The sequence below is a fragment of the Catenulispora sp. GAS73 genome (assembly GCF_041262085.1).
In the GTDB taxonomy this organism is placed as follows: Bacteria; Actinomycetota; Actinomycetes; order Streptomycetales; family Catenulisporaceae; genus Catenulispora.
Genome location: NZ_JBGCCM010000010.1, coordinates 126,853 through 146,366, shown reverse-complemented (window position 1 = coordinate 146,366; position 19,514 = coordinate 126,853). Strand labels below are relative to the sequence as shown.

The window sequence follows — 19,514 nt, the reverse complement described above, 5'->3', positions numbered from 1 at the left end:
GTCATTCGGTCTGGCGTGACACGGCCAGGCTGATTCTTCGGGCGAAGAACGACCAAGGGGGAAAGATCATGGTGGGCAATTACGGCGCGCCCGGCGTGTATATCGAGGAGCGTCCCAGCGGGTCCATGCCGCTGCAGGGGGTGGGGACGGCGGTGGCCGCGTTCGTCGGGTTCACCGAGACCTATCGGGCCGATGCCGGAGACCCCACCGATCCGGACGGGGTCAAGCCGCAGCTGGTCACCAGCTGGCCGCAGTACGAGCGGGTCTACGGCGGGTTCGCGCCGGGGATCATGCTGCCGCACGCGGTGAAGGGCTTCTTCGAGAACGGCGGCGGCATCTGCTACGTCGTGCGGATCCCGCGCGGCGGCGGCGACGCGCTGAGCCGGTCGCTGCCCGCGGTCGGGCGCGCCGGGGTGGAGACGATGGTGGTGCGGGCGCTGGACCCGGCGGCGCGGGTGGAGGTCGTGATCGAGCCGACCGCCCCGGCCCAGCCCGCGGCGGCGGCCGAAGGCGCCGCGCCCGAGGCGGCCGGACAGGACTTCACGCTCAAGGTGATCTCCGGCGACGTGCAGGAGGAGTACCCGGGGGTGACCCTGGGCGGGCGCGGCAGCCGCACGGTCGAGAAGGCCGTCAACGAGCACTCCAAGCTGATCCGGGTCGAGGTGCGTGCCGTGCCGGGCCTGTCGGCCGCCGAGCGGATGCCCGCGGTCGGGCGCTACGCGCTGGTCCCGGCCGCGCCGCCGGCCGGCGCGGTCTCGCCGCAGCAGCTGGCCGGCTCGGAGAGCGAGCGGACCGGCTACCAGGGCCTGGCGATCGCCGACGAGGTCACCATGGTGGCGATCCCGGACCTGGTCACCGTGTCCACGCGTCCGGACGGGTCCTTCGACGCCGAAACCTACCTGGCCGGACAGGGCCGGCTGGTGGACTGGTGCGAGGGCAACCGCCGGATGGCGATCCTCGACGCGCCGCCCGGGCTCAACGCGCAGCGGGCCCTGGAGTGGCGGACCGCCCTGGGCCGGGACAGCGCGTTCGGCGCCGCCTACTACCCGCACCTGGTGATCCAGAACCCGCTGGCCCGGCCGGGCGCGACCAACGGCGAGAAGTTCCTGACCGTGCCGCCGTCCGGGCACATGGCCGGGGTGTGGGCGCGCACCGACGCCACCCGCGGCGTGTGGAAGGCGCCGGCCAACGAGGTGGTGCGCGGCGTGGCCCGGCTGGCCGCCGACATCACCTCCGGCGAGCAGGACCTGCTGAACCCGGCGCAGGTCAACTGCATCCGGTCGTTCGGCACCAACGGCATCCGGATCTGGGGCGCCCGTACGCTCGCGGCCACCGACCAGAGCTGGCGCTACATCAACGTGCGCCGCCTGTTCACTTACATCGAGGAGAGCGTGCGGCGCGGCACGCAGTGGGTGGTCTTCGAGCCGAACGACGCCGACCTGCACGCGCGGGTCAAGCGCACGGTCGCCGCGTTCCTTCGCGGCCTGTGGATGCAGGGCGCGCTCGTCGGGGCCACCCCGGAGCAGGCGTTCTACATCCTGTGCGACGAGTCGAACAACCCGCCGTCCTCCGTGGACGAGGGCAAGCTCATCGTCGACGTCGGCATCGCCCCGGTGAAGCCGGCCGAGTTCGTGATCTTCCGGATCAGCCAGTGGCAGGGCGGCGCGGAAACCGCGGAGTGACGCGGACCCGCCTGATCAGCCGAGTACAGCTAGGGGGAAACAACCATGCCTGATTTGTCGACGACATCGGTCTTCGTGCTGGAGATCGACAGTGTGGAGATGGGCAGCTTCCGCAAGGTGGCCGGGATCGAGTCCGAGACCGAGACCATCGAGTACAAGGAGGTCACCAAGGACGGCCGGATGATCATCCGGAAGCAGCCGGGCGCGATGAAGTGGTCGGACATCACGCTGGAGCGCCGGATCGACAGCTCGCACGACCTGTGGGAGTGGCGCAAGCAGGTCATCGACGGGGACATCGACAAGGCCCGGCGCAACGGCTCGATCGTGGCCAAGGACTCCAAGATGAACGAGGTCGCGCGCTGGAACTTCACCGCCGGCTGGCCGTCGAAGTGGACCGGCGCGGACTTCGACGCCGGCGCGAACGACGTGGCCACCGAGAAGGTGGTCATCACGCACGAGGGCATCGAGCGGAGCTGAGCGGCGCGGTGAGTCTGAACACTGAGTACGCCTTCACGCTCCCGAAGGGGTTCGTGGACGACGAGGGCACCCTGCACCGGACCGGCGTCATGCGCCTGGCCTGCGCCCGCGACGAGGTCGAGCCGCTGCGCGACCCGCGGGTCCGGGAGAACGAGGCCTACGCCACGGTGATCGTGTTGGCCAAGGTGGTCACCGAGCTGGGCACGGTCGGCCGGATCACGACCAAGACCGTGGAGAACCTGTTCGTCGACGACTACCGGTACCTGCAGGACTTCTACCGGGTCATCAACTTCGGGGACCCGGCGATCCTGGAGACCATGGAGCCCGGCAGCCCTTTTCCCCGGGAGGCGCTGGTGGTGGACTGACCCGCTACGCCGTCGACGAGATCTGGCGGGAGATCGCCTACCTGGCCTACCACCTGCACTGGCGGCTGGACGACCTCCTCGACCTCGAACACGGCGACCGGGTCCGCCTGCTGGAGGAGGTCGGCGGGTTGAACGAGCGGTTCTGGCAGGGAGTCCGCGACGGGGACTGAGACGCCCGGGGCGATATACACACCGAAGCGAATGGGGGGGATGACCGATGAACGGCCAGTCACGCACGCCGGATCCGCCGTTCGTCGGCCGCTTCCTGTTCACCGTGGACGGCCTGACCATCGGCGCCTTCACCGAGGTGTCGGGCCTGTCGGTGCAGATCGAGACCGAGGAGCTGGCCGAGGGCGGCCAGAACCAGTACACGCACAAGCTGCCGGGCCGCATGAAGTGGCCCAACCTGGTCCTCAAGCGCGGGCTCACCGACACGGACAACCTGTTCGAGTGGTTCGCGAAGTGCTCCGGCGACGGCCTGGCGGAGCAGGGCAACAAGCTGGAGCGGCACCACGGCTCGGTCGCCCTGCTGGACGCGGCCGGGCAGCCGGTGCGCCGCTGGAGCTTCGTGGACGCGTACCCGGTGAAGTGGACGGGGCCGAAGCTGGCCGCGTCGTCGCGCGCGGTCGCGGTCGAGGAGCTGGAGGTGTGCCACTGTGGCTTCACACCGGGGACGTGAGCAGGCCGGCGGCGGTCGCGTCGGCGGCGGTCGGTGGGGACGGCTGTTCCGGCCGCTGGTCCGGGCACGGCCGCTGGTCCGGCCGCTGGTCCGGCGACGGGCCGCGGGCGACGCGGCGGGCAACGCGGCGGGCGGTGGCGCGACCGGCGGCTCGGTGGCCGGCATCGTGTCGGGGCTGCCGGTGCGGGCGCCGTGGTGGCGGGTCGCGGCCGGCGAAGTCGTGCGGCGGCTGGGGATCGGGGCGCGCCGAGGCGGGCCGGCGGCGGACGCCGCGAGCCCGGCCGGGGCTGCGGGAGAGTTGCCGGGGCCGGGGCAGGTGCGCCGGTCGATCGCTTCGGGGCGGCCGCTGATCGGCAGTGTGCGGTCGGATTCTGGGCGCCGAACTCAGGCGGCTGCGGCTGGCGCGGCGGGATCGGGCGTGGGCCTTCGGGCGAGCGCGGGGCTGTCGTCGGCAGGGTCGGGCGGGGCATTCCGACCGAGCGCGGTGCTGCGGTCGGTAAGCGCTTCGACAGGATCGGGCGGGAGCGCTGTGCCGCCTTTGGCGGACGCGCCGGCGAGATCGGGTGTCGGGGCCGGCGCGGCGGGATCGGGCGTGGGCCTTCGGGCGAGCGCGGGGCTGTCGTCGGCAGGGTCGGGCGGGGCATTCCGACCGAACGCGGTGCTGCGGTCGGTGAGTGCTTCGACAGGATCGGGCGCCGGATCCGCCTCCGCTGCGGCGCGATCGAGCGTGCGGGCGGCGGGACTGGATGTCGGCTCGGTCGCGTCAGCCGAATCGGATGGCGGGCCCGCATCTGATGCCGGGCGCTCTGTCGGCGGTAGCGCGGCACCGGTATCGGCCGTTGCCGGCAGCCGGAATCTGCTTGGCCAGACGGGGTCGGCCGTCGGGCCGGACTCGCTGGGTCGCGCCTTCGCGGCGCGGAGTGTGCGGCGGCGGGAGTCGGTCGCCGGTTTGCGTTCGGACTCTGTGTCGCGTGCCGTGGCGTCGGAGTCCGGGGCGCGTGGTGCGGAGCATGTGGCGGCACCCGACGGCTCGCCGGAGCAGCGGTGGCGCGCCGCGGTGAAGGCTCGTCCGCTGGAGGCGCCGCGGCCGTTCCCGGCGAATCTGCGGCCGTTGGTGGCGCGGTTCGCCGGCGACGCCGGTCGCGCCTCGTACACCACCGGACCGGCGACTCGGGAGGCGTTGGCGCAGGCCGGCGCGCTCGGGGCGACCACCGGCTCTGTCGTGCACCTGCCGGGTGCTCCGGCTGCTGCGATGTCCGCCGACCTGACGGGTGTGCTCGCGCACGAGCTGAGCCATGCCCGGCAGCCGGTCGGGCGGCCGCGGTTCCTGTTGCGGGTGCAGTCCGGTGCGATGGACGCCGATGAGCGAGCCGCGCATGTCGTCGGGCAGCAGGCTGCTGTAGGGACGGCGGCTTCGGTGTTCGCGGACTCCTCAGGGTTCTCAGGGGCCTCAGGGTTCTCGGGGTCCGGCGGTTCGCACGGCGGGCCGGCGCCTGCCGTCCGGCGCAGTATCAGTGCTCCGACACTCCCGGGTCACCTCGGCGCCGTTCCGCCTCCCGGATCGGTGGCACCCGGCCTGGTCGACCAGCTGCCGGTCGGTGCCGCGTCCGGGAACGCGGTGTCCGAGGCCCGGAGCGCCGCTTCCGGACTCGCCAGCGGTCTGCCGGGCCTGAGCGATATGAGCAGCATGAGCGGCTCCGATGCCACGGCCCGCGGCCTTTTGGCCGCGCTCGCCGCAGCCGACCCGGGTGGTGCCGCCGCATTGGCGGAGTCCGCCGTCGGCCGAGGTGCCGAAGAGTTCGGCGGCCACGGCGGTCACGAGCTCGACTCCGACGCCGCCGCCGCGACGGCAGCGTCGTCCCCCGGAGCGCCGGGAGCCCCCGCCCACGGTGCCGCCCCGGCCTCAGCGCCGCGCCACCTGCCCGACACCGATATCGAGCGCATCGTCGAAGCCGTGGAGCAGCGCCTGCTGCGCCAGCTGGAACGGCGCGGCGGACGCTACGCGGGGGTCTTCTGATGTCCGGACCGGTCAAGGCCTATCTTGAGACCGAGAGCGGCGACCACATCGACTGCATGTTCAACCCCGCCGAGCTGTCCATCAGCAAGTCCAACACCTGGAAGGCGGCCGGCGAGGCCAAGGGCAAGAACGCCCCCGAGCTGCGCTTCCAGGCCGGCCAGTCGGCCACGCTCACGCTGAGCCTGACCTTCGACACCACCGCCGACGGCACCGCCGTCACCGACCACACCGACAAGCTCCTCGGCGTCATGAAGGTCGACCCCGGCCTGTCCGGTTCGGACCGCGGACGCAACAAGGCCCGGCCGCCGTGGGTGAAGTTCCACTGGGGTGCCACGCACTCGTTCAAGGCCGTCGTGGAGCAGCTGCGGATCCGCTACACGTACTTCGCCAGCAGCGGCATGCCGCTGCGGGCCAAGGCGGACCTGTCCCTCAAGCAGTGGAACGACGAGGCCGAGCTGCCGTTGCAGAACCCGACCTCCTCCACGCCGACCCTGCACAGCGTGCACCAGCTGCTGCCGGGCGAGACCTTGGACAGGGTGGCCGCGGCGCACTACGGCGACCCGACCCGCTGGCGGATCATCGCCGAGGCCAACGGCATCGTGGACCCGCTGAACTTGCCCAAGGGCGCGACGCTGGCGATCCCCGAGCAGGGCGCGCGCTATCGGGACGGCGCCGCCGCCGCGTTCCGGTCCGGCGGGTCCGGACCCGGCGGTCCAGGCGGCTCAGGCGGCTCAGGCAGCCGAGACGGCAACGGCGTCCGGGGTCCCCATGCCTGAGCAGCGCCGCCTGGACGGCGTCCTCATCACTGCGGACGGCGCGCCGCTGCGCGCCGAGCTCTACGCCCGGCTCACCTTCGTGCACGTCGAGGAGTCCGTCCAGCTCCCCGACTCCTTCGAGCTCCGCTTCGACGATCCGCACTTCACCCTGTTCGACGAGGACCGCTTCCGCTACGGCACCCGCGTCTCCATCGCGTTCCGCGCCGAGTCCGACCCGGTCGTGGTCACCACCGGCGAGATCACTGCGATCGCCGTCGAGCCCGGGCCCGGCGGTCGGCACGAGCTGATCCTCACCGGGCTGGACCTGACCCACCGGCTGACCCGCGGCGGGAAATCCCGGGCGTTCGCGAACATGAGCGACAGCGACGTGGCCCGCCGGATCGCCGGCGACCACGGCCTGGACGCCGACATCGACGCCACCGGCGACGTCCACGAGCACACCATGCAGCACGGCGAGACCGACTACGCCTTCCTGCGCCGGCTGGCCGGCCGCGTCGGCCACGACGTCTGGATCACCGACAAGACCTTCCACTTCAAGAAGAAGCCGAAGGGCCGTCAGGACCCGCCGAAGCTGGTCTGGGGCGAGAACCTGCTCGACTTCCGGGTCCGCTTCGCCTCCGTCGACGTCTGCGACGAGGTGGTGGTGACGGCCTGGGACCCGGTCGACAAGAAGCCGGTGACCGGCCGGGCCACGGCCGGCGACCCCGGGACCGACGCGCCGGCCGCGCAGCAGATGGCCGACGCCGCGCGGCACGCGTTCGGCGCGGTGACCCGGCACGCCGGCCAGTTCCCCTCCGGCACCCAGGCCGAGGCCGACGACCGGGCCCAGTCCCTGCTGCTCAAGGCCTCCGGCGGCCAGGTGGTGCTGCGCGGCGAGGCGGTCGGCAACCCGCGGCTGGGGGCCGGCGGCCAGGTCGGCCTGGACAAGGTCGGCAAGCGGCTGGCCGGGACCTACCGGCTGACCAGCGTCGAGCACGTCTACGGCGCCGACCGGCCCTACGTCACCCGGTTCGTGTGCGGCGGCAAGGACGCCGACGGCCTGGCCGACCTGGTCTCCGGCGGCGGCGCGGCCGGCGCCGACCCGCACCGCGGCTGGGGCTCGCTGGTGGTCGGCGTGGTCACCAACAACGACGACCAGAGCGGCGGCCAGGGCCGGGTGAAGGTGAAGTACCCGACCCTGCACGACTCCGAGAGCGGCTGGGCCCGGGTGGTCGCGCCTGGCGCCGGCGACCGGCGCGGCGTCCAGTGGCTGCCGGAGGTCGGCGACGAGGTGCTGGTCGGCTTCGAGCACGACGACTTGGCCCGGCCGCTGGTCCTCGGCGGGCTCTGGGGCCGGAAGGACAAGCCGCCGGAGGCGAAGGCGACCCAGGACGGCAAGGTGAACCAGCGCGTCCTGGCCAGCGGCAAGGACCACCGCCTGGTGTTCACCGACGGTCCGACCAGCACGATCGAGCTGCGGATGGGCGATGCCAAGGCCCTGCTGCACCTGGAGAAGTCGAGCTCGCAGCTGGCCGGGGACCAGAAGCTGGTGATCACCGCCGACCAGATCGAGATCACCGCCGGGCAGAAGCTGTCGCTGTCCGGCAAGCAGGTGGAGATCGCCGCCGACAGCACGCTGAAACTGACCGGCAAGCCGATCCAGCTGAACTGACCCGCAGGCACACCGACTGCATCACCGACTCACCGACTGCCACACCGACTCACCGACTCACCGACTCACCGACCACGGGAGGGGGACACCGCGATGCCAGGAGCGCCCGCAGCGCGTCAGAACGACCCGGTGACCGGCACCGACATCCACATCCTGCTGGTGCCGAGCCCGGGCGGTCCGGTGCCGACGCCGACTCCGCTGCCGTTCGCCGGCAAGCTGGTCTCCGCGCTGTCCGCCGACGTGTTCATCAACGGCCTGCCGGCCGCCACCGTGAACAGCGTCGCGCAGAACGCCCCGGCGCACCTCGCGCCGCCGCCGACCACGTTCCAGAAGCCGCCGACCAACACCGGCACGGTGCTCGTCGGCTCGACCACGGTCCTGGTCAACGGCAGGGGCCTGGCCCGGGTCGGCGACCAGGTGGCCACCTGCAACGACCCGGCCGACGCGCCGACCTCGGCGATCGCCGGCGGTTCCGGCGACGTCTTCGCGGGCTGAGGGGAGTGCGGACATGGATCTGATCGGTACCGGCTGGGCGTTCCCGGCCCAGATCACCCCGGGCGGCGGCGTCCGGCTGGCCGGCGGCGGCGAGGAGGTGGACGCCGCGCTGCGGATGGTCCTGGCCACCGCCCCGGGGGAGCGGCTGATGCGGCCGGACTTCGGCTGCGCGATGTGGGAGCAGGTGTTCGCGCCGGTGAACGCGAACACGCTGGGCCTGATCGAGCAGAGCGTGCGCGAGGCCGTCGCGCGCTGGGAGCCGCGGGTGGAGCTGACGGCGGTCGGCGCCGAGCCGGGCGAGGACGGCTCGGTGGTGGTCATCGAGCTGACCTACCGGGTCCGCGCCACCAACGACCACCGCAACCTCGTGTATCCGTTCTATGTCATCCCGCAGGAAGAGCACTCATGAGCTTGCCCGCGCCGAACCTGGACGACCGGCGCTTCCAGGACATCGTCGACGAAGCCAAACGGCGGATCGCCCGCTACTGCCCGGAGTGGACGGACCACAACGTGTCCGACCCGGGGGTGGCGCTGATCGAGCTGTTCGCCTGGATGACCGAGGTGCTGCTGTACCGCCTCAACCAGGTGCCGGACCGGCTCTACGTCAAGTTCCTCGACCTGGTCGGGATCGAGCTGGCCTCGGCCTCCCCGGCCCGGGCCGACCTGCTGTTCAGCCTCGCCGCGCCGCCCGAGCGGCCGATCCTGGTGCCGGCCGGCACCCGGGTGGGCACCGAGCGCGGCGGCGGCGACGACCAGGTCGTGTTCATGACCGACGCGGATCTGACGCTGGTCGGGCCGACCCTGGTGGCCTGCCTGACCCGCAGCGGCGGCCGGTTCGAGGACCACACCGAGGACCTGGCGCTGGCCGGCGCGCAGGTGCCGGTGTTCCCGTCGGTGACCCCGGACGACGCGCTCTACCTGGGGTTCGCCGAGAGCCTGGAGCACAACATGATCCGCCTGGACGTCGCGGTCGGCGGCGGCGCCGGCCGCGGCATCGACCCGCGCGACCCCCCTCGGGTGTGGCAGTGCTGGGACGGCCGCGACTGGCGGACCGCCCGGGTGCTCACCGACACCAGCGACGGGTTCAACACCTCCGGCCGGATCAGCCTGCTGCTGGCCGGCCGGCACGAGCCGCTGGCCATCGGCACGGTGCGGGCGCACTGGGTCCGCTGCAAGCTCCTCGACTCCGCACACGACGGCCGGCCCGGCCGGACCTACGACACCTCGCCGATGCTGGCCGAGATCGCCGTGGTGGGTCTGGGCGGGGCCATCGCCGCGCACCACGCCGAGCCGGCCCCGGCCGAGCTGCTGGGCGTCAGCACCGGCGAGCCGGGACAGGAGTTCGTGGTGCGGCGGGCCCCGGTGCTGCCCCGGCGGTTCGGCGAGACGGTGCGGGTGGTGCCGGCGCGGCGCGAGGCCGGGGTCGAGCCCGAGGGCGTGCCGTGGACCGAGGTCGCGGACTTCTCCGACGCCACCTCCGAGGACACCGTGTTCACCTGGTCCGGCGCCACCGGCGAGATCCGGTTCGGCCCGCGGGTGACCGCGCGCGACGGCCGGAGCCGGCAGTACGGCGCGGTCCCGGAGGAAGACGCGCAGATCTGGGTCACCGGCTACCGCTACGGCGGCGGGCGGCGCGGGAACGTCGGGGCCGGGAAGCTGACCGTGCCGCTGACCGCGATCCCGTCGGTCGACGCGGTGCGCAACCTGGAGCCGGCCACCGGCGGCGTGGACGCCGAATCGGTGGAGAACGCGAAGATCCGCGGGCCGTTGCAGCTGCGCGGCGGACACCGCGCGGTCACCCGGCGGGACTTCGAACGGCTCACGATGGAGGCCGCGCCGGGGGTGGCGCGGGCACGCTGCATCCCGCCGGCGAAGGCCGGGGAGCCGGTGCGGGTGCTGGTGGTGCCGCGGGTGGACGTCGCGCCGGAGTCGCTGGCGTTGCAGGACCTCGCGGTGCCGCGGGCGCTGGAGGACCAGATCAAGCCGTATCTGGAGGAACGGCGGCTGCTCACCACGCAGGTGCGCATCGACGTGCCCTCCTATCAGGGGATCACGGTGGCGGCGGAGGTGGTCGCGGCGTCGATGGTGCGGCCGGAGAAGATCCGCGCCGACGCCGAGGCCGCGCTGTACGCGTACATCAACCCGATCACCGGCGGCCCGGACGGTCTGGGGTGGCCGTTCGACGCGGACCTGTCCATCGGGGACATCTTCTCCGTGCTGCGCGGCGTGGCCGGCGTGGTCCGGGCCGAGACCGTGCACCTGTTCCTGGCCGACCTGCGGGGCGGGCGGCAGCCGGAGGAGGCCGGGCAGCAGCGGGTGCGGCTGGCGCCGGACGAGCTGTTCTTGTCGGTGGCGCACCGGGTGGTGGTGCGGCAATGAGCGTGGACGGTTTCTTCGGGGAGCCGGCCCCGGCTTCGGTCTCGTCCTCGGCCTCGTCCTCGGCCGGGCACTCCGGCTGGCTGCTCGCGCAGCTGCCGGCGGTGATGCGGCGGGACCGGGTCATCGGCGGCTTCGTGCGCGGGTTCGAGGAGATCGGCGACGGCCTGCGGGACCAGATCGACGACATCGAATACGAGCTGGACATCGACCTGGCGTCGTCGGAGATGCTCAGCTATCTGGCGTCCTGGCTGGGGGTGTCCATCGACGCCGCGGTGCTGGCCTCCGACGACGCCCGACTGCGCGACGCCCAGCGCCGCCTGATCCGCGCGGTCGGCCGGGCGCTGGTGTGGCGCGGGACGGCGCACGGCGTGGAGATCCTGCTGGAGGCTCTGACCGACAGCCGGGTCACGGTCTCGGACTCCGGCGGCGTGTTCGGCGCGGGTGACGTCGTTCCCCCGGCCACCGACTCGGTGGTCGTCGAGATCGACCACCTCGGCTCGCTGACCAGGCAGCAGATCCTGGCGTTCCTGGACGACGAACTGCCGGTCGGCACTCAGGTCGAACTGCGCGTCCGCGCCGGAGAGGGACAGGGGGAGGGGCAATGAGCACGCCGCCGCCGGCTCCCGGGCCGTGGGGTCCGCAGGGCACGTCGGGCATGACGGGATCGCCGGGATCGCCGGGAACGCCCGAACCACCGCACCCCGGGGCGCCCCGCCCCGCGTCCTCCGGCGGCCGCGGGAACTGCCCCGACTGCGGGCGCCCCGTCCCGCCGTACGACGTGAAGCTGTGCCCGTCCTGCGGCTACCCGCTGCTCCTCCAACGGGAGCAGGCAGCCGAGGCCGAACCGCACAAGCTCGTGTACAAGCCGGAGTCCGCCACCGAGGACCTGGACCGCAGCGGCGTCCGCCAGCCGACGCCGACGGCGTCGTACACCGCGCGCCAGCCGACCTGGACCTCGCCGCCGGCCCAGACCGCCACGACCGGCCCGCACTGCCCGCAGTGCCGCACGGTGAACCCGGCGCACCGCAAGCGCTGCGAGATCTGCGGCTACGAACTGTGGCCCGGCGCGGCCTCCCCGCCGCGCTGGCAGCCGGACCCGCCGCCGCTGCCGATGGCGCCACCGCGCCGGCGGAACCGGTGGCGGTGGCTGGTGGTGATCGGGGCGCCGGTGACGGTGATGGCCGCGGTGTGGGTGCTGGCTTTGGTGCTGTGAGGGCCGAAGCACGGTGGTCCCGGATGTCAGTGGCCGGCATCAGCGGTGGGCGTGGTCACCATGCCCGCCGACCCCCGGGCCCGCGCGGTCGCCGAACAGCTCATCGCCCAGCCGGCCGACCAACGCGATCTCGCATCCCGGGCCGACTACGTGCACGACGGCATCCGCACCCTGTCACGCCTGTTCCGCGCCGAGACCGGACTCACCTTCACCGCCTGGCGCGCCCACGTCTGCATCTGCGCAGCCATCCCGATGCTGGCCGGTAACGATCAGTCGAGCCCTCGGATGCCCCCTAAGACCCCTGCGTCACCGTCCACCCGGCGGCGCCGATCGCCGTGCCGGATCGCGCCGCGCCGACTGCGAGCAGGCCTGCCGGGGTGCGTAGCAGGTCGTAGAGGTAGACCGGCGGTGCGTTCGGCGGGGCCGTCAGCGGTATCTGTTGCCAGGTTTGTCGTGCGTCGTGCTGGGTCCAGCAGGCCACTGTCTCGCTGCCGGCGGCGCCGGTGGTGCCGCAGGCCAGGAGGGTGCCGTCGGGTTGCTGGGTGACGGCCTGCAGGGAGGCCGAGCTGTCGTCCGGGGCGATCGCCGTCGGCTGCCAGGCCACGCCGTCGGGGGAGGTCCATACCGCGGGGGCCTGGTGGGCGCCGGACAGGGCCGAGCCGATGGCCAGCAGGTGGCCGTCGGCGGTGCGGGTCAGCCGCCTGATGTCCTGCGGTCCCGGGCCGGACAGGCCGGTGGCCGGGACGCGGGTCCAGGTGGCGCCGTCCGGTGAGGTGAACACCGCGGCGTCGCCGTCGGTCGGGTCGGACTTGCGGTCCTGGCCCACTGCCAGCAGGTGGTGGTCGGCGGTGGCGGTGACCGCGGTGAGCTCGGTGACGCCGCTGCCGGGGGTGAAGTCGCCGGCCGGGCCGAGCAGCTTCCAGGACGTGCCGTCGCGGGTGGTCCACACCGCCGCGCGACGCTGCGCGCCGCTGCCGGTCCAGCCGACCGCGACCGCGCCGGACGGGGTGGCCGCGACGTCGGCCAGGGTCGCGAACTGGTCCGCGGGCGGCGCCGCGACCGCCGACCACGTGCCGCCGCCCTGCTTCAGCCACGCGCGGGGGGCCTGGTCCAGGGCCACGCCGACGGCCACCAGGGCGCCGGACGGCAGCGCGGTCGCGGCACGCATGGTGTCCGGGCTCTGCGTCGCCGCCGTCCCCACGGGGCCGCCCGCCAGGTGGACAGCCGTTGCGGCGGTGGGCGCGCCCGGACCGCCGGGTGCTGAGACGGCCCCGGCGGAGGAGCCGGGCGTGCCCACGGGGCTGCTGCCGCCGCCGGTGCCGCTGGAGTCCTTGTGCTTCACCGCCACCGCGACGCCGACCACGATCCCGACCGCCGCGATCACCGCGGTCAGCGCCAGCAGCGGCCTGAGCCGGCCCGGCCCGGCGGCGCGGGCCACGGCCGCCTCGCGGTCGCTGGTCCGCACCACGGTCGCCGGCCGCGGCCGCGGGCCGAGGTCGATCACCGGCACGGCGCCGACCAGCACCGGTACGTCGACGGCGGCGGTCAACGCGGAGGCGGCGAGGTCCACGGGCTCGGCGACGACCGGCGCGACGACCGGCGCCGTGGCCGGCCCGGCGACCGGCCCCGCGACCGGAACCGTCTCGGTCGATCCGGGGCCCGGGAGGAACAGCGTCCCGGGGACCAGCGGCAGCGCGTCCGTCGATCCCGGCGCCGGCAGGAACGCGGTCGGCTTCGGCGACCCGGACCGGGCGAGATGCGCCGCGACCGAAGCAGCGGCCGCGGCGGCGGCTGAATCACCAGCCGAAGCAGCACCCGAATCAACGGCCGAAGCAGCACCCGAATCACCACCCGAAGCACCAGCAGCCGAAGGCCCGGTCCCCGCAAGCGGAATCGTCGTGGCCGGCCGCGGAATCTGGAACGTCCCGGCGTTCGCCCCCCGAGGCGCCCCGGCGATCACCGCCCCGAGGCTCACCGTGTGCTTCGGATGCGCGTCCACCGCGATCGGCACCCCCAACTCCTCGGACAGCATCCGCGCCACCAGCGGGATCCGGCTCGACCCGCCGACCAGCAGCACCGTGCGAAGCGCCTCCGGGCCCACCCCGGCGCGCCGCACCACCTGCCCGAACACGCTCACCGTCTCGCGCACCGCGGGCCGGATCAGGTCCTCGAACTCCGCGCGCGTGACCAGCACCTGCCCGGCGAACCCGGGCAGCACCACCGGCACCACGGCCTCGGTGTCCCCGGACAGCGCCTCCTTGGCCCGGACCACCGCGTCGAACAGCTGCCCCACCGCGGTCGCCGCGGCCGGATCGGAACGGTCGAACGCGGCCAGGTCCACCCCGGCCGCCGCCGCCACGTGCCGCAGCAGCGCGTGGTCGAAGTCCACTCCGCCGATCGAGTCGTCGCCCCCGGCCGGGCCGAACAGCTCCAGCCCGGTGCCGGTCTTGGCCACCACCGCGGCGTCGAAGGTGCCGCCGCCGAAGTCGTAGACGCCGATCAGCGCGCCCGCCTCGACCCGCTCCTGCGCCGCGTACCAGGTGGCCGCGGCCACCGGCTCGGGGAGCAGGCCGACGTCGGTCAGCCCGGCGGCCATCGCGGCCTCGGTCAGCAGGCCCTGCCGGAACGCGCCCCACTCGGCGGGATGGGTGAGCACCACGTGCCCGGGCGGTCCGCCCTGGACCTCGGTGACGCGCTCGACCGTCCAGCGCAGCACCTGCGCGGTCAGCTCCGGCGCGGTGTAGCCGGCCTCGCCCACCAGCAGCGGCACCTCGTCGCCCATCCGCCGCTTGAACTCCCGGGCCTGCCGCCCCGGCTCGGCGATGCCGCGCAGTACGGCCGGCTCTCCGACGAGCACGGTGCCGTCGTCGCGGACGAAGAGCACCGACGGGATCGCGTTGGCCCGGTTCCCGAGCGGAACGGACTCCACCCGGCCGTCCCGCCAGATCGCGGCCGCCGTGTAGGTGGTGCCGACGTCCACCCCCAATGGGTATTTCACGCAGCGCAGTATATTGCGGCGGTGTCGTGCGGCGGTGATTCAGATCTTGAAATTAAGAATAACCCTTAAGGGTCATTCCTTATGCGGGTATTTATTGTGTGCGAACTGTCCCCGAACCAGTGCACTGTCAATACCTCGCACGCTAACATTGCCGCTCAAGAGATTCGTCTCGGGCGACGGTTGCATCTCTTAGGGGGAAACACGTGACAACCTATAGCACCACGCAGAACGACCAGATCGCGTGGGTGCAGCGGCGGGCCTCGGACCTGATCCGCAATGTGGAGCACTTCATCCACGGCAAGACCGCCGTGGTGACGGACCTGCTGGTGGGGCTGCTGGCCGAGGGGCACATCCTGATCGAGGACGTGCCCGGCGTGGCCAAGACCTCGCTGGCCAAGGCGGTCGCGCAGTCGGTGGGCGGCTCGATGCGGCGCCTGCAGTTCACCCCGGACCTGCTGCCCTCCGACGTGGTCGGGGTGCAGATGTTCGACATGAACCGGCGTGAGTTCTCCTTCCGGGAGGGCCCGGTGTTCGCCAACATCGTGCTCGGCGACGAGATCAACCGGGCCTCGCCCAAGACGCAGTCGGCGCTGCTGGAGGCGATGGCCGAGCGGCAGGTCACGGTGGACGGCGTCACCTATCCGCTGCCGCGCCCCAACCTGGTCATCGCCACCCAGAACCCGGTGGACCAGCAGGGCACGTACGCGCTGCCGGAGGCGCAGCTGGACCGGTTCATGATGCTGCTGCGGGTCGGCTACCCGAGCCACGAGTACGAGGTGCAGATCGTCGGCGACGCACTGGCCCGGCGGCTCCCGGAGCAGCTGGACCCGGTGCTCTCCATCGACGAGCTGCAGCAGATGATCGACGTGGTGCGCGGGGTCTTCGTCGCGCCGGCGCTGCAGGCATACATCGTCACCATCACCGGCGCCACCCGCACCATCCCGCAGCTGCGCCTGGGCGCCAGCCCGCGGGCCAGCAACGCGCTGGCGCAGGCGGCGCAGGCGGCCGCGGCGATGAGCGGGCGCTCGTTCGTCACCGCCGACGACATCAAGCGGATGGCGCAGCCGGTGCTCGCACACCGGCTGGTGCTCACACCGGAAGCGGCGGTCCAGGAACACCGGGCCGACACCATCGTGGACCGGATCCTCACCGCCGTGCCGGTGCCCGCCACCCCCGTCGGCGTGTGAGCCGGCGATGCTGACCCGATCGGGAGTCGGCATGGCGGTCGCGGCGCTGGTGCTGCTCGGCCTCGGCGCGGCCGGGGACTACCCCGAGCTGGTGGCCCTGGCGCTGGCGGCCCTGGCCTGCCTGGCGGTCGCCGCGCTGTGGATGCTGCTGCGCCCGGATCTGGCCGCCACGCGGGAGATCCGGCCGGAGCGGGTGACCGCCGGCGAGCCGGCGTTCGGTGTCATCACCCTGTCCAACGAGGCGCGGCGGCGCAGTCCGCCGATCCTGGCCGAGGAGGCGGTGGCCGCCATCCGCGTGCCGGTGTCGATCCCGAGCCTCGCGCCCGGCGCCACCAGCACCTGCACCTATCCGCTGCCCACCGCCGCCCGCGGCGTGTTCCAGGTGGGGCCGCTGACCATCGGGCACAGCGATCCGCTGCGGCTGATGCAGGTCGGCCGGGCCTACAACACCTACTCGACGCTCTTCGTCCATCCGCGGGTGCGGCAGGTGGCCCCGGTGCCGACCGGCCACACCCGGGACATGGACGGGCCGACCTCCAGCTTCTCCCAGCACGGCGGCATCGCGTTCCACAGCCTGCGCGAGTACGTCCCCGGCGACGACTGGCGGCTGGTCCACTGGAAGTCAACCGCGCGCACCGGCGACCTGATGGTGCGGCACAACGTGGTCCCCAACCAGCCGCGGCTGATCGTGGTGCTGGACACCAGCTCCCGGCCGTACTCCGAGGACTCCTTCGAGGACGCGGTCAGCGCCGCGGCCTCGCTCGCGCTGGCAGCCATCCGCGACGGGTTCCCGCTGGAGGTGCGCACCACCGGCGGTCAGGCGATGACCGTCGAGCGCGGCGGCGAGGGCGCCACCGCGGCGCTGGACCTGCTGGCCGCCGCGGCCGTCTCGGCGGACGACCCGGGGTTGGCGGCGCTGCCCGGCCTGGTGTCCTTCGGCGAGAGCGAGGCGCTGGGGGTGATCACCGGCCAGCCCGAGGCGGCCGCGCTGGCCGTGCTGCCGGCGATCCGCCGGCACGTGCTGATGATCAGCCTGGTGCAGTTCCTCGGCCGGTTCGGGGTGCCGGCGCCCGCGCCGCCCGGCGTGGTCTCGCTCGCGGCGCACTCCCTGGATGAGTTCGCCCAGTCCTGGAACACGCTGGTGAGGATATGACCGTCATCACAAGCCTGGACAGTACGGGCGAGCACCAGTCGCTGTGGTGGCCCGAGCCGGAGCAGGCGCCGCCGTCCGGGCCGCCGACGGCCGCGCGGCCGCGTACCGAGGCGCCGGCCGAAGCCGAAGCCGGATCCCGATCCGGATCCGGGCTCGCGGTCTACGCGCAGTCGCTGCTGGTGTGCGCCGCGGTGGTCACCGCGAACCTCGTCTACCTGCGCTACTACGGCCAGCGCTCCTTCCTGGTCGGGACGTCCGCCGCCGCGGCCGGCGGCGTGGCGCTGACCGCGCTGACCGTCCCCCGCCGCTGGCCGGCGCTGGTCAAACTGCTGTTGTCAGCGGTCGGATTCACCCTGGTCGGGGTGTTCGCGGTGTACCGGCAGACGCTGCGGCACGGCGTGCCCACCGGCCACTCCTTCTCCGCCCTCGGCTCGGGCCTGCGCTCCGGCTGGGCCGAGATGCTCAGCGCCAACCTGCCCGCGGACGCCGTCGGCGACCTGGTGGTCGGGCCCGCGCTGATCGCCTGGCTGGCCGCCGCGGTGTCCACCGCGCTCCTGATGCGGACCCGGACTCCGCTGCCGCCGCTGATCGGGCCGGTGGCCGCGTTCGGCGCCGGGCTGCTGTTCACCGCCGGCCGGCCGGTGGCCGACTCCGGGCTGGCCGCGGCCCTGGTGGCCGAGCTGGCGCTGCTGGCGGTGCTGCGTGCGGGCACCACCGGTGCGCGCCGGGTGCCGCGCGGCGGCGATGACGCGAGCGGTTCAGCAAGTTCAGCCGGTTCAGCCAACCCGGGTGACTCGGGCGTTTCACCGGGCCCCGGCAGCCTTCGGGCGGCCGCCGGCCGCCTGGCCTTCGGGCTGCCGGTGGTGGTGGTCGCGGCGGCGGTCGCGGTGGCCGGCGCGCACCTGACGCCGGTGGCGTCCGGAAAGAACCGCTACGACCTGCGCGACCATGTGCCGGTCCGGCTGGACGTCGGCGACTCGCTGTCCCCCCTGGTGCTGCTCAAGCCGCAGCTGACCGGGCCGGACCGCGACCTGTTCACGGTGCGGGTCTCCGGCGACCCGGCCGGGCTCGACCGGGTCCGCACCGCCGCCCTGGACGACTACGACGGCGCGCTGTGGACCTCCAGCGACCGCTTCCTGCTGGCCGGGCACGAACTGCCGCCGGACACCGCGATCACCGACCCCCGCCGGATCGGGCTCAGCGTCACCGTCGACGGCCTGACCGGGTCGTACCTGCCCGAGGCCGGAGTGCCGGTCCAGGTCACCGCGCCCCGGTTCGGCTACAGCACGGGCTCGGCGACCCTGGCCACCGACGCCCCGAGCATCGCCGGGCTGCACTACGACCTGACCGCGGACGTCGCACCGACCGCCGGCCTGGACGGGGCGATCCCCTCCGAGGCCGGCGGCGCCGCCGCCGACACCACGCTCCCGCCCGGCCTGCCGCCGGCGATCCGGGCCGAGGGCGCGCTGCTGGCCGGATCGGTGGCCCAGCCGTACGCGAAGCTGCTCGCCATCCAGGACTACCTCAGGAAGCTGCCCTACAACCTGGACACCAGGCCCGGCCACTCCTACGACGCGCTGAGCCGGCTGTTCAGCGCCGACTCGGCCGACCGGGCCGGCTACGCCGAGCAGTTCGCGGCCGCGTTCGCGGTGCTGGCCCGCAGCCAGGGCTTCCCGGCCCGGGTCGCGGTCGGCTACCTCCTCAATCCGGCGCACAAGCACGGCGACACCTACACCGTGACCGCGCACGACGCCCACGCCTGGCCGGAGGTCGACCTGGCCGGCTACGGCTGGGTGGCGTTCGAGCCGACGGATCCGCAGCACCACACCGCGGTGCCGCCGCAGCCGCAGAAGCAGAAGACGACGACCACCGGCACCGACAGCACGCCGACCCCCAAGCAGGCCCAGCCGGCCGTGGACCCGAACCTGAAGACGATCGTGGCCGTCGGCGTCAGCGCCCTGGACTGGGCCCTGTTCGTGCTCGTCGGAATCGGCGCGGTGTTCCTGCTGACCCCGATCACGATCGCGATGGAGAAGCTGCGCCGCCGCCGCGTGCGCCGTACCGGCAGCCGCGCCGCGCGCGTCATCGGGGCCTGGCAGGACGCGGTGGACCGGCTGGCCGAGCACGGCCTGCCGATGTCCGCGGCGGCCACCGCGCAGGAGGTCGCCGAGCGGGCCGCCGAGCTGTTCGGCGAGCGGGCGGCGCCGGTGGCGGCGCTCGCGCCGCTGATGATGTCCGCCGCGTACAACCCGATGGAGCCCGACGACGCGACGGTCGCCGAGGCGTGGGCGCTGAGCGCGCGGCTGCGGCGGGAGCTTCGCAGCTCCCGCGGGCTGCTGCGGGCCTTCGGCGCCTGGTTCGATCCGCGCCCGCTGGTCGCCCGGTCGGCGGACACCCGCCGCCGGCGCCGGGCGCTGGCAGTTCTGACGAAGGGATGAGGGG

Annotated in this window: 17 protein-coding genes; 16 read left to right on the top strand and 1 reads right to left on the bottom strand. The window is 73.6% G+C overall.

Going from position 1 to position 19,514, the window contains the following annotated elements; genetic code table 11:
- The first annotated feature begins 68 nt into the window (after window positions 1-68).
- The 13 genes from ABH935_RS17265 (at window position 69) to ABH935_RS17205 (ending at window position 11,734) form a co-directional block, all read left to right on the top strand.
- The gene (locus ABH935_RS17265; protein ID WP_370378903.1) at window positions 69-1,682 is read left to right on the top strand and encodes a phage tail sheath family protein; all 1,614 of its coding nucleotides are present in this window, start codon (window positions 69-71) and stop codon (window positions 1,680-1,682) included.
- A gap of 45 nt (window positions 1,683-1,727) precedes the next feature.
- On the top strand, window positions 1,728-2,159 hold the full coding sequence (locus tag ABH935_RS17260; RefSeq protein ID WP_194908411.1) for a phage tail protein: 432 nt from the start codon (window positions 1,728-1,730) through the stop codon (window positions 2,157-2,159).
- A gap of 8 nt (window positions 2,160-2,167) precedes the next feature.
- The gene (locus tag ABH935_RS17255; RefSeq protein ID WP_194908412.1) at window positions 2,168-2,524 is read left to right on the top strand and encodes a hypothetical protein; all 357 of its coding nucleotides are present in this window, start codon (window positions 2,168-2,170) and stop codon (window positions 2,522-2,524) included.
- A complete protein-coding gene (locus tag ABH935_RS17250; protein ID WP_370379007.1) occupies window positions 2,521-2,694 on the top strand; it encodes a DUF6760 family protein in 174 nt (57 codons plus the stop codon). Before ABH935_RS17255 ends, ABH935_RS17250 begins: the two co-directional genes overlap by 4 nt.
- 47 nt (window positions 2,695-2,741) lie before the next feature.
- Entirely contained in the window at window positions 2,742-3,203 is a 462-nt protein-coding gene (locus tag ABH935_RS17245) for a phage tail protein (protein WP_194908413.1), read from the top strand.
- A 1,012-nt stretch (window positions 3,204-4,215) separates the two neighbouring features.
- Window positions 4,216-5,220 (top strand): DUF4157 domain-containing protein, encoded by a 1,005-nt coding sequence (locus ABH935_RS17240; RefSeq protein WP_370378902.1) that lies wholly within the window; start codon window positions 4,216-4,218, stop codon window positions 5,218-5,220.
- On the top strand, window positions 5,220-5,996 hold the full coding sequence (locus ABH935_RS17235) for a peptidoglycan-binding protein (protein ID WP_370378901.1): 777 nt from the start codon (window positions 5,220-5,222) through the stop codon (window positions 5,994-5,996). Before ABH935_RS17240 ends, ABH935_RS17235 begins: the two co-directional genes overlap by 1 nt.
- Window positions 5,989-7,647 carry a VgrG-related protein gene (locus ABH935_RS17230; RefSeq protein WP_370378900.1) on the top strand — a complete coding sequence of 553 codons (1,659 nt, stop codon included), beginning with the start codon at window positions 5,989-5,991 and terminating at the stop codon, window positions 7,645-7,647. The genes ABH935_RS17235 and ABH935_RS17230 overlap by 8 nt, the downstream gene beginning before the upstream one ends.
- 93 nt (window positions 7,648-7,740) lie before the next feature.
- Window positions 7,741-8,142, top strand: coding sequence for a PAAR domain-containing protein (locus ABH935_RS17225; RefSeq protein WP_370378899.1), 402 nt, complete (start codon window positions 7,741-7,743; stop codon window positions 8,140-8,142).
- A gap of 13 nt (window positions 8,143-8,155) precedes the next feature.
- Window positions 8,156-8,551 (top strand): GPW/gp25 family protein, encoded by a 396-nt coding sequence (locus ABH935_RS17220; RefSeq protein ID WP_370378898.1) that lies wholly within the window; start codon window positions 8,156-8,158, stop codon window positions 8,549-8,551.
- A complete protein-coding gene (locus tag ABH935_RS17215) occupies window positions 8,548-10,521 on the top strand; it encodes a putative baseplate assembly protein (RefSeq protein WP_370378897.1) in 1,974 nt (657 codons plus the stop codon). The genes ABH935_RS17220 and ABH935_RS17215 overlap by 4 nt, the downstream gene beginning before the upstream one ends.
- Window positions 10,518-11,126, top strand: a complete 609-nt coding sequence (locus ABH935_RS17210) for a hypothetical protein (RefSeq protein ID WP_370378896.1) — start codon at window positions 10,518-10,520, stop codon at window positions 11,124-11,126. The genes ABH935_RS17215 and ABH935_RS17210 overlap by 4 nt, the downstream gene beginning before the upstream one ends.
- Window positions 11,123-11,734, top strand: coding sequence for a hypothetical protein (locus tag ABH935_RS17205; RefSeq protein ID WP_370378895.1), 612 nt, complete (start codon window positions 11,123-11,125; stop codon window positions 11,732-11,734). Before ABH935_RS17210 ends, ABH935_RS17205 begins: the two co-directional genes overlap by 4 nt.
- A gap of 292 nt (window positions 11,735-12,026) precedes the next feature.
- On the opposite strand, the gene ABH935_RS17200 is transcribed toward ABH935_RS17205, so the two are convergent.
- A complete protein-coding gene (locus tag ABH935_RS17200) occupies window positions 12,027-14,732 on the bottom strand; it encodes an Hsp70 family protein (protein WP_370378894.1) in 2,706 nt (901 codons plus the stop codon).
- Between the two features lie 203 nt (window positions 14,733-14,935).
- Between ABH935_RS17200 and ABH935_RS17195 the strand changes: the two genes are divergently transcribed.
- From ABH935_RS17195 to ABH935_RS17185, 3 genes are read left to right on the top strand one after another with little or no spacing between them, the layout of a single operon-like run.
- On the top strand, window positions 14,936-15,919 hold the full coding sequence (locus tag ABH935_RS17195) for an AAA family ATPase (RefSeq protein WP_370378893.1): 984 nt from the start codon (window positions 14,936-14,938) through the stop codon (window positions 15,917-15,919).
- A gap of 7 nt (window positions 15,920-15,926) precedes the next feature.
- Complete coding sequence (locus tag ABH935_RS17190; protein WP_370378892.1) at window positions 15,927-17,072, top strand: DUF58 domain-containing protein; 1,146 nt, start codon at window positions 15,927-15,929, stop codon at window positions 17,070-17,072.
- On the top strand, window positions 17,069-19,510 hold the full coding sequence (locus ABH935_RS17185) for a DUF4129 domain-containing transglutaminase family protein (protein ID WP_370378891.1): 2,442 nt from the start codon (window positions 17,069-17,071) through the stop codon (window positions 19,508-19,510). Before ABH935_RS17190 ends, ABH935_RS17185 begins: the two co-directional genes overlap by 4 nt.
- Window positions 19,511-19,514 lie beyond the last annotated feature (4 nt).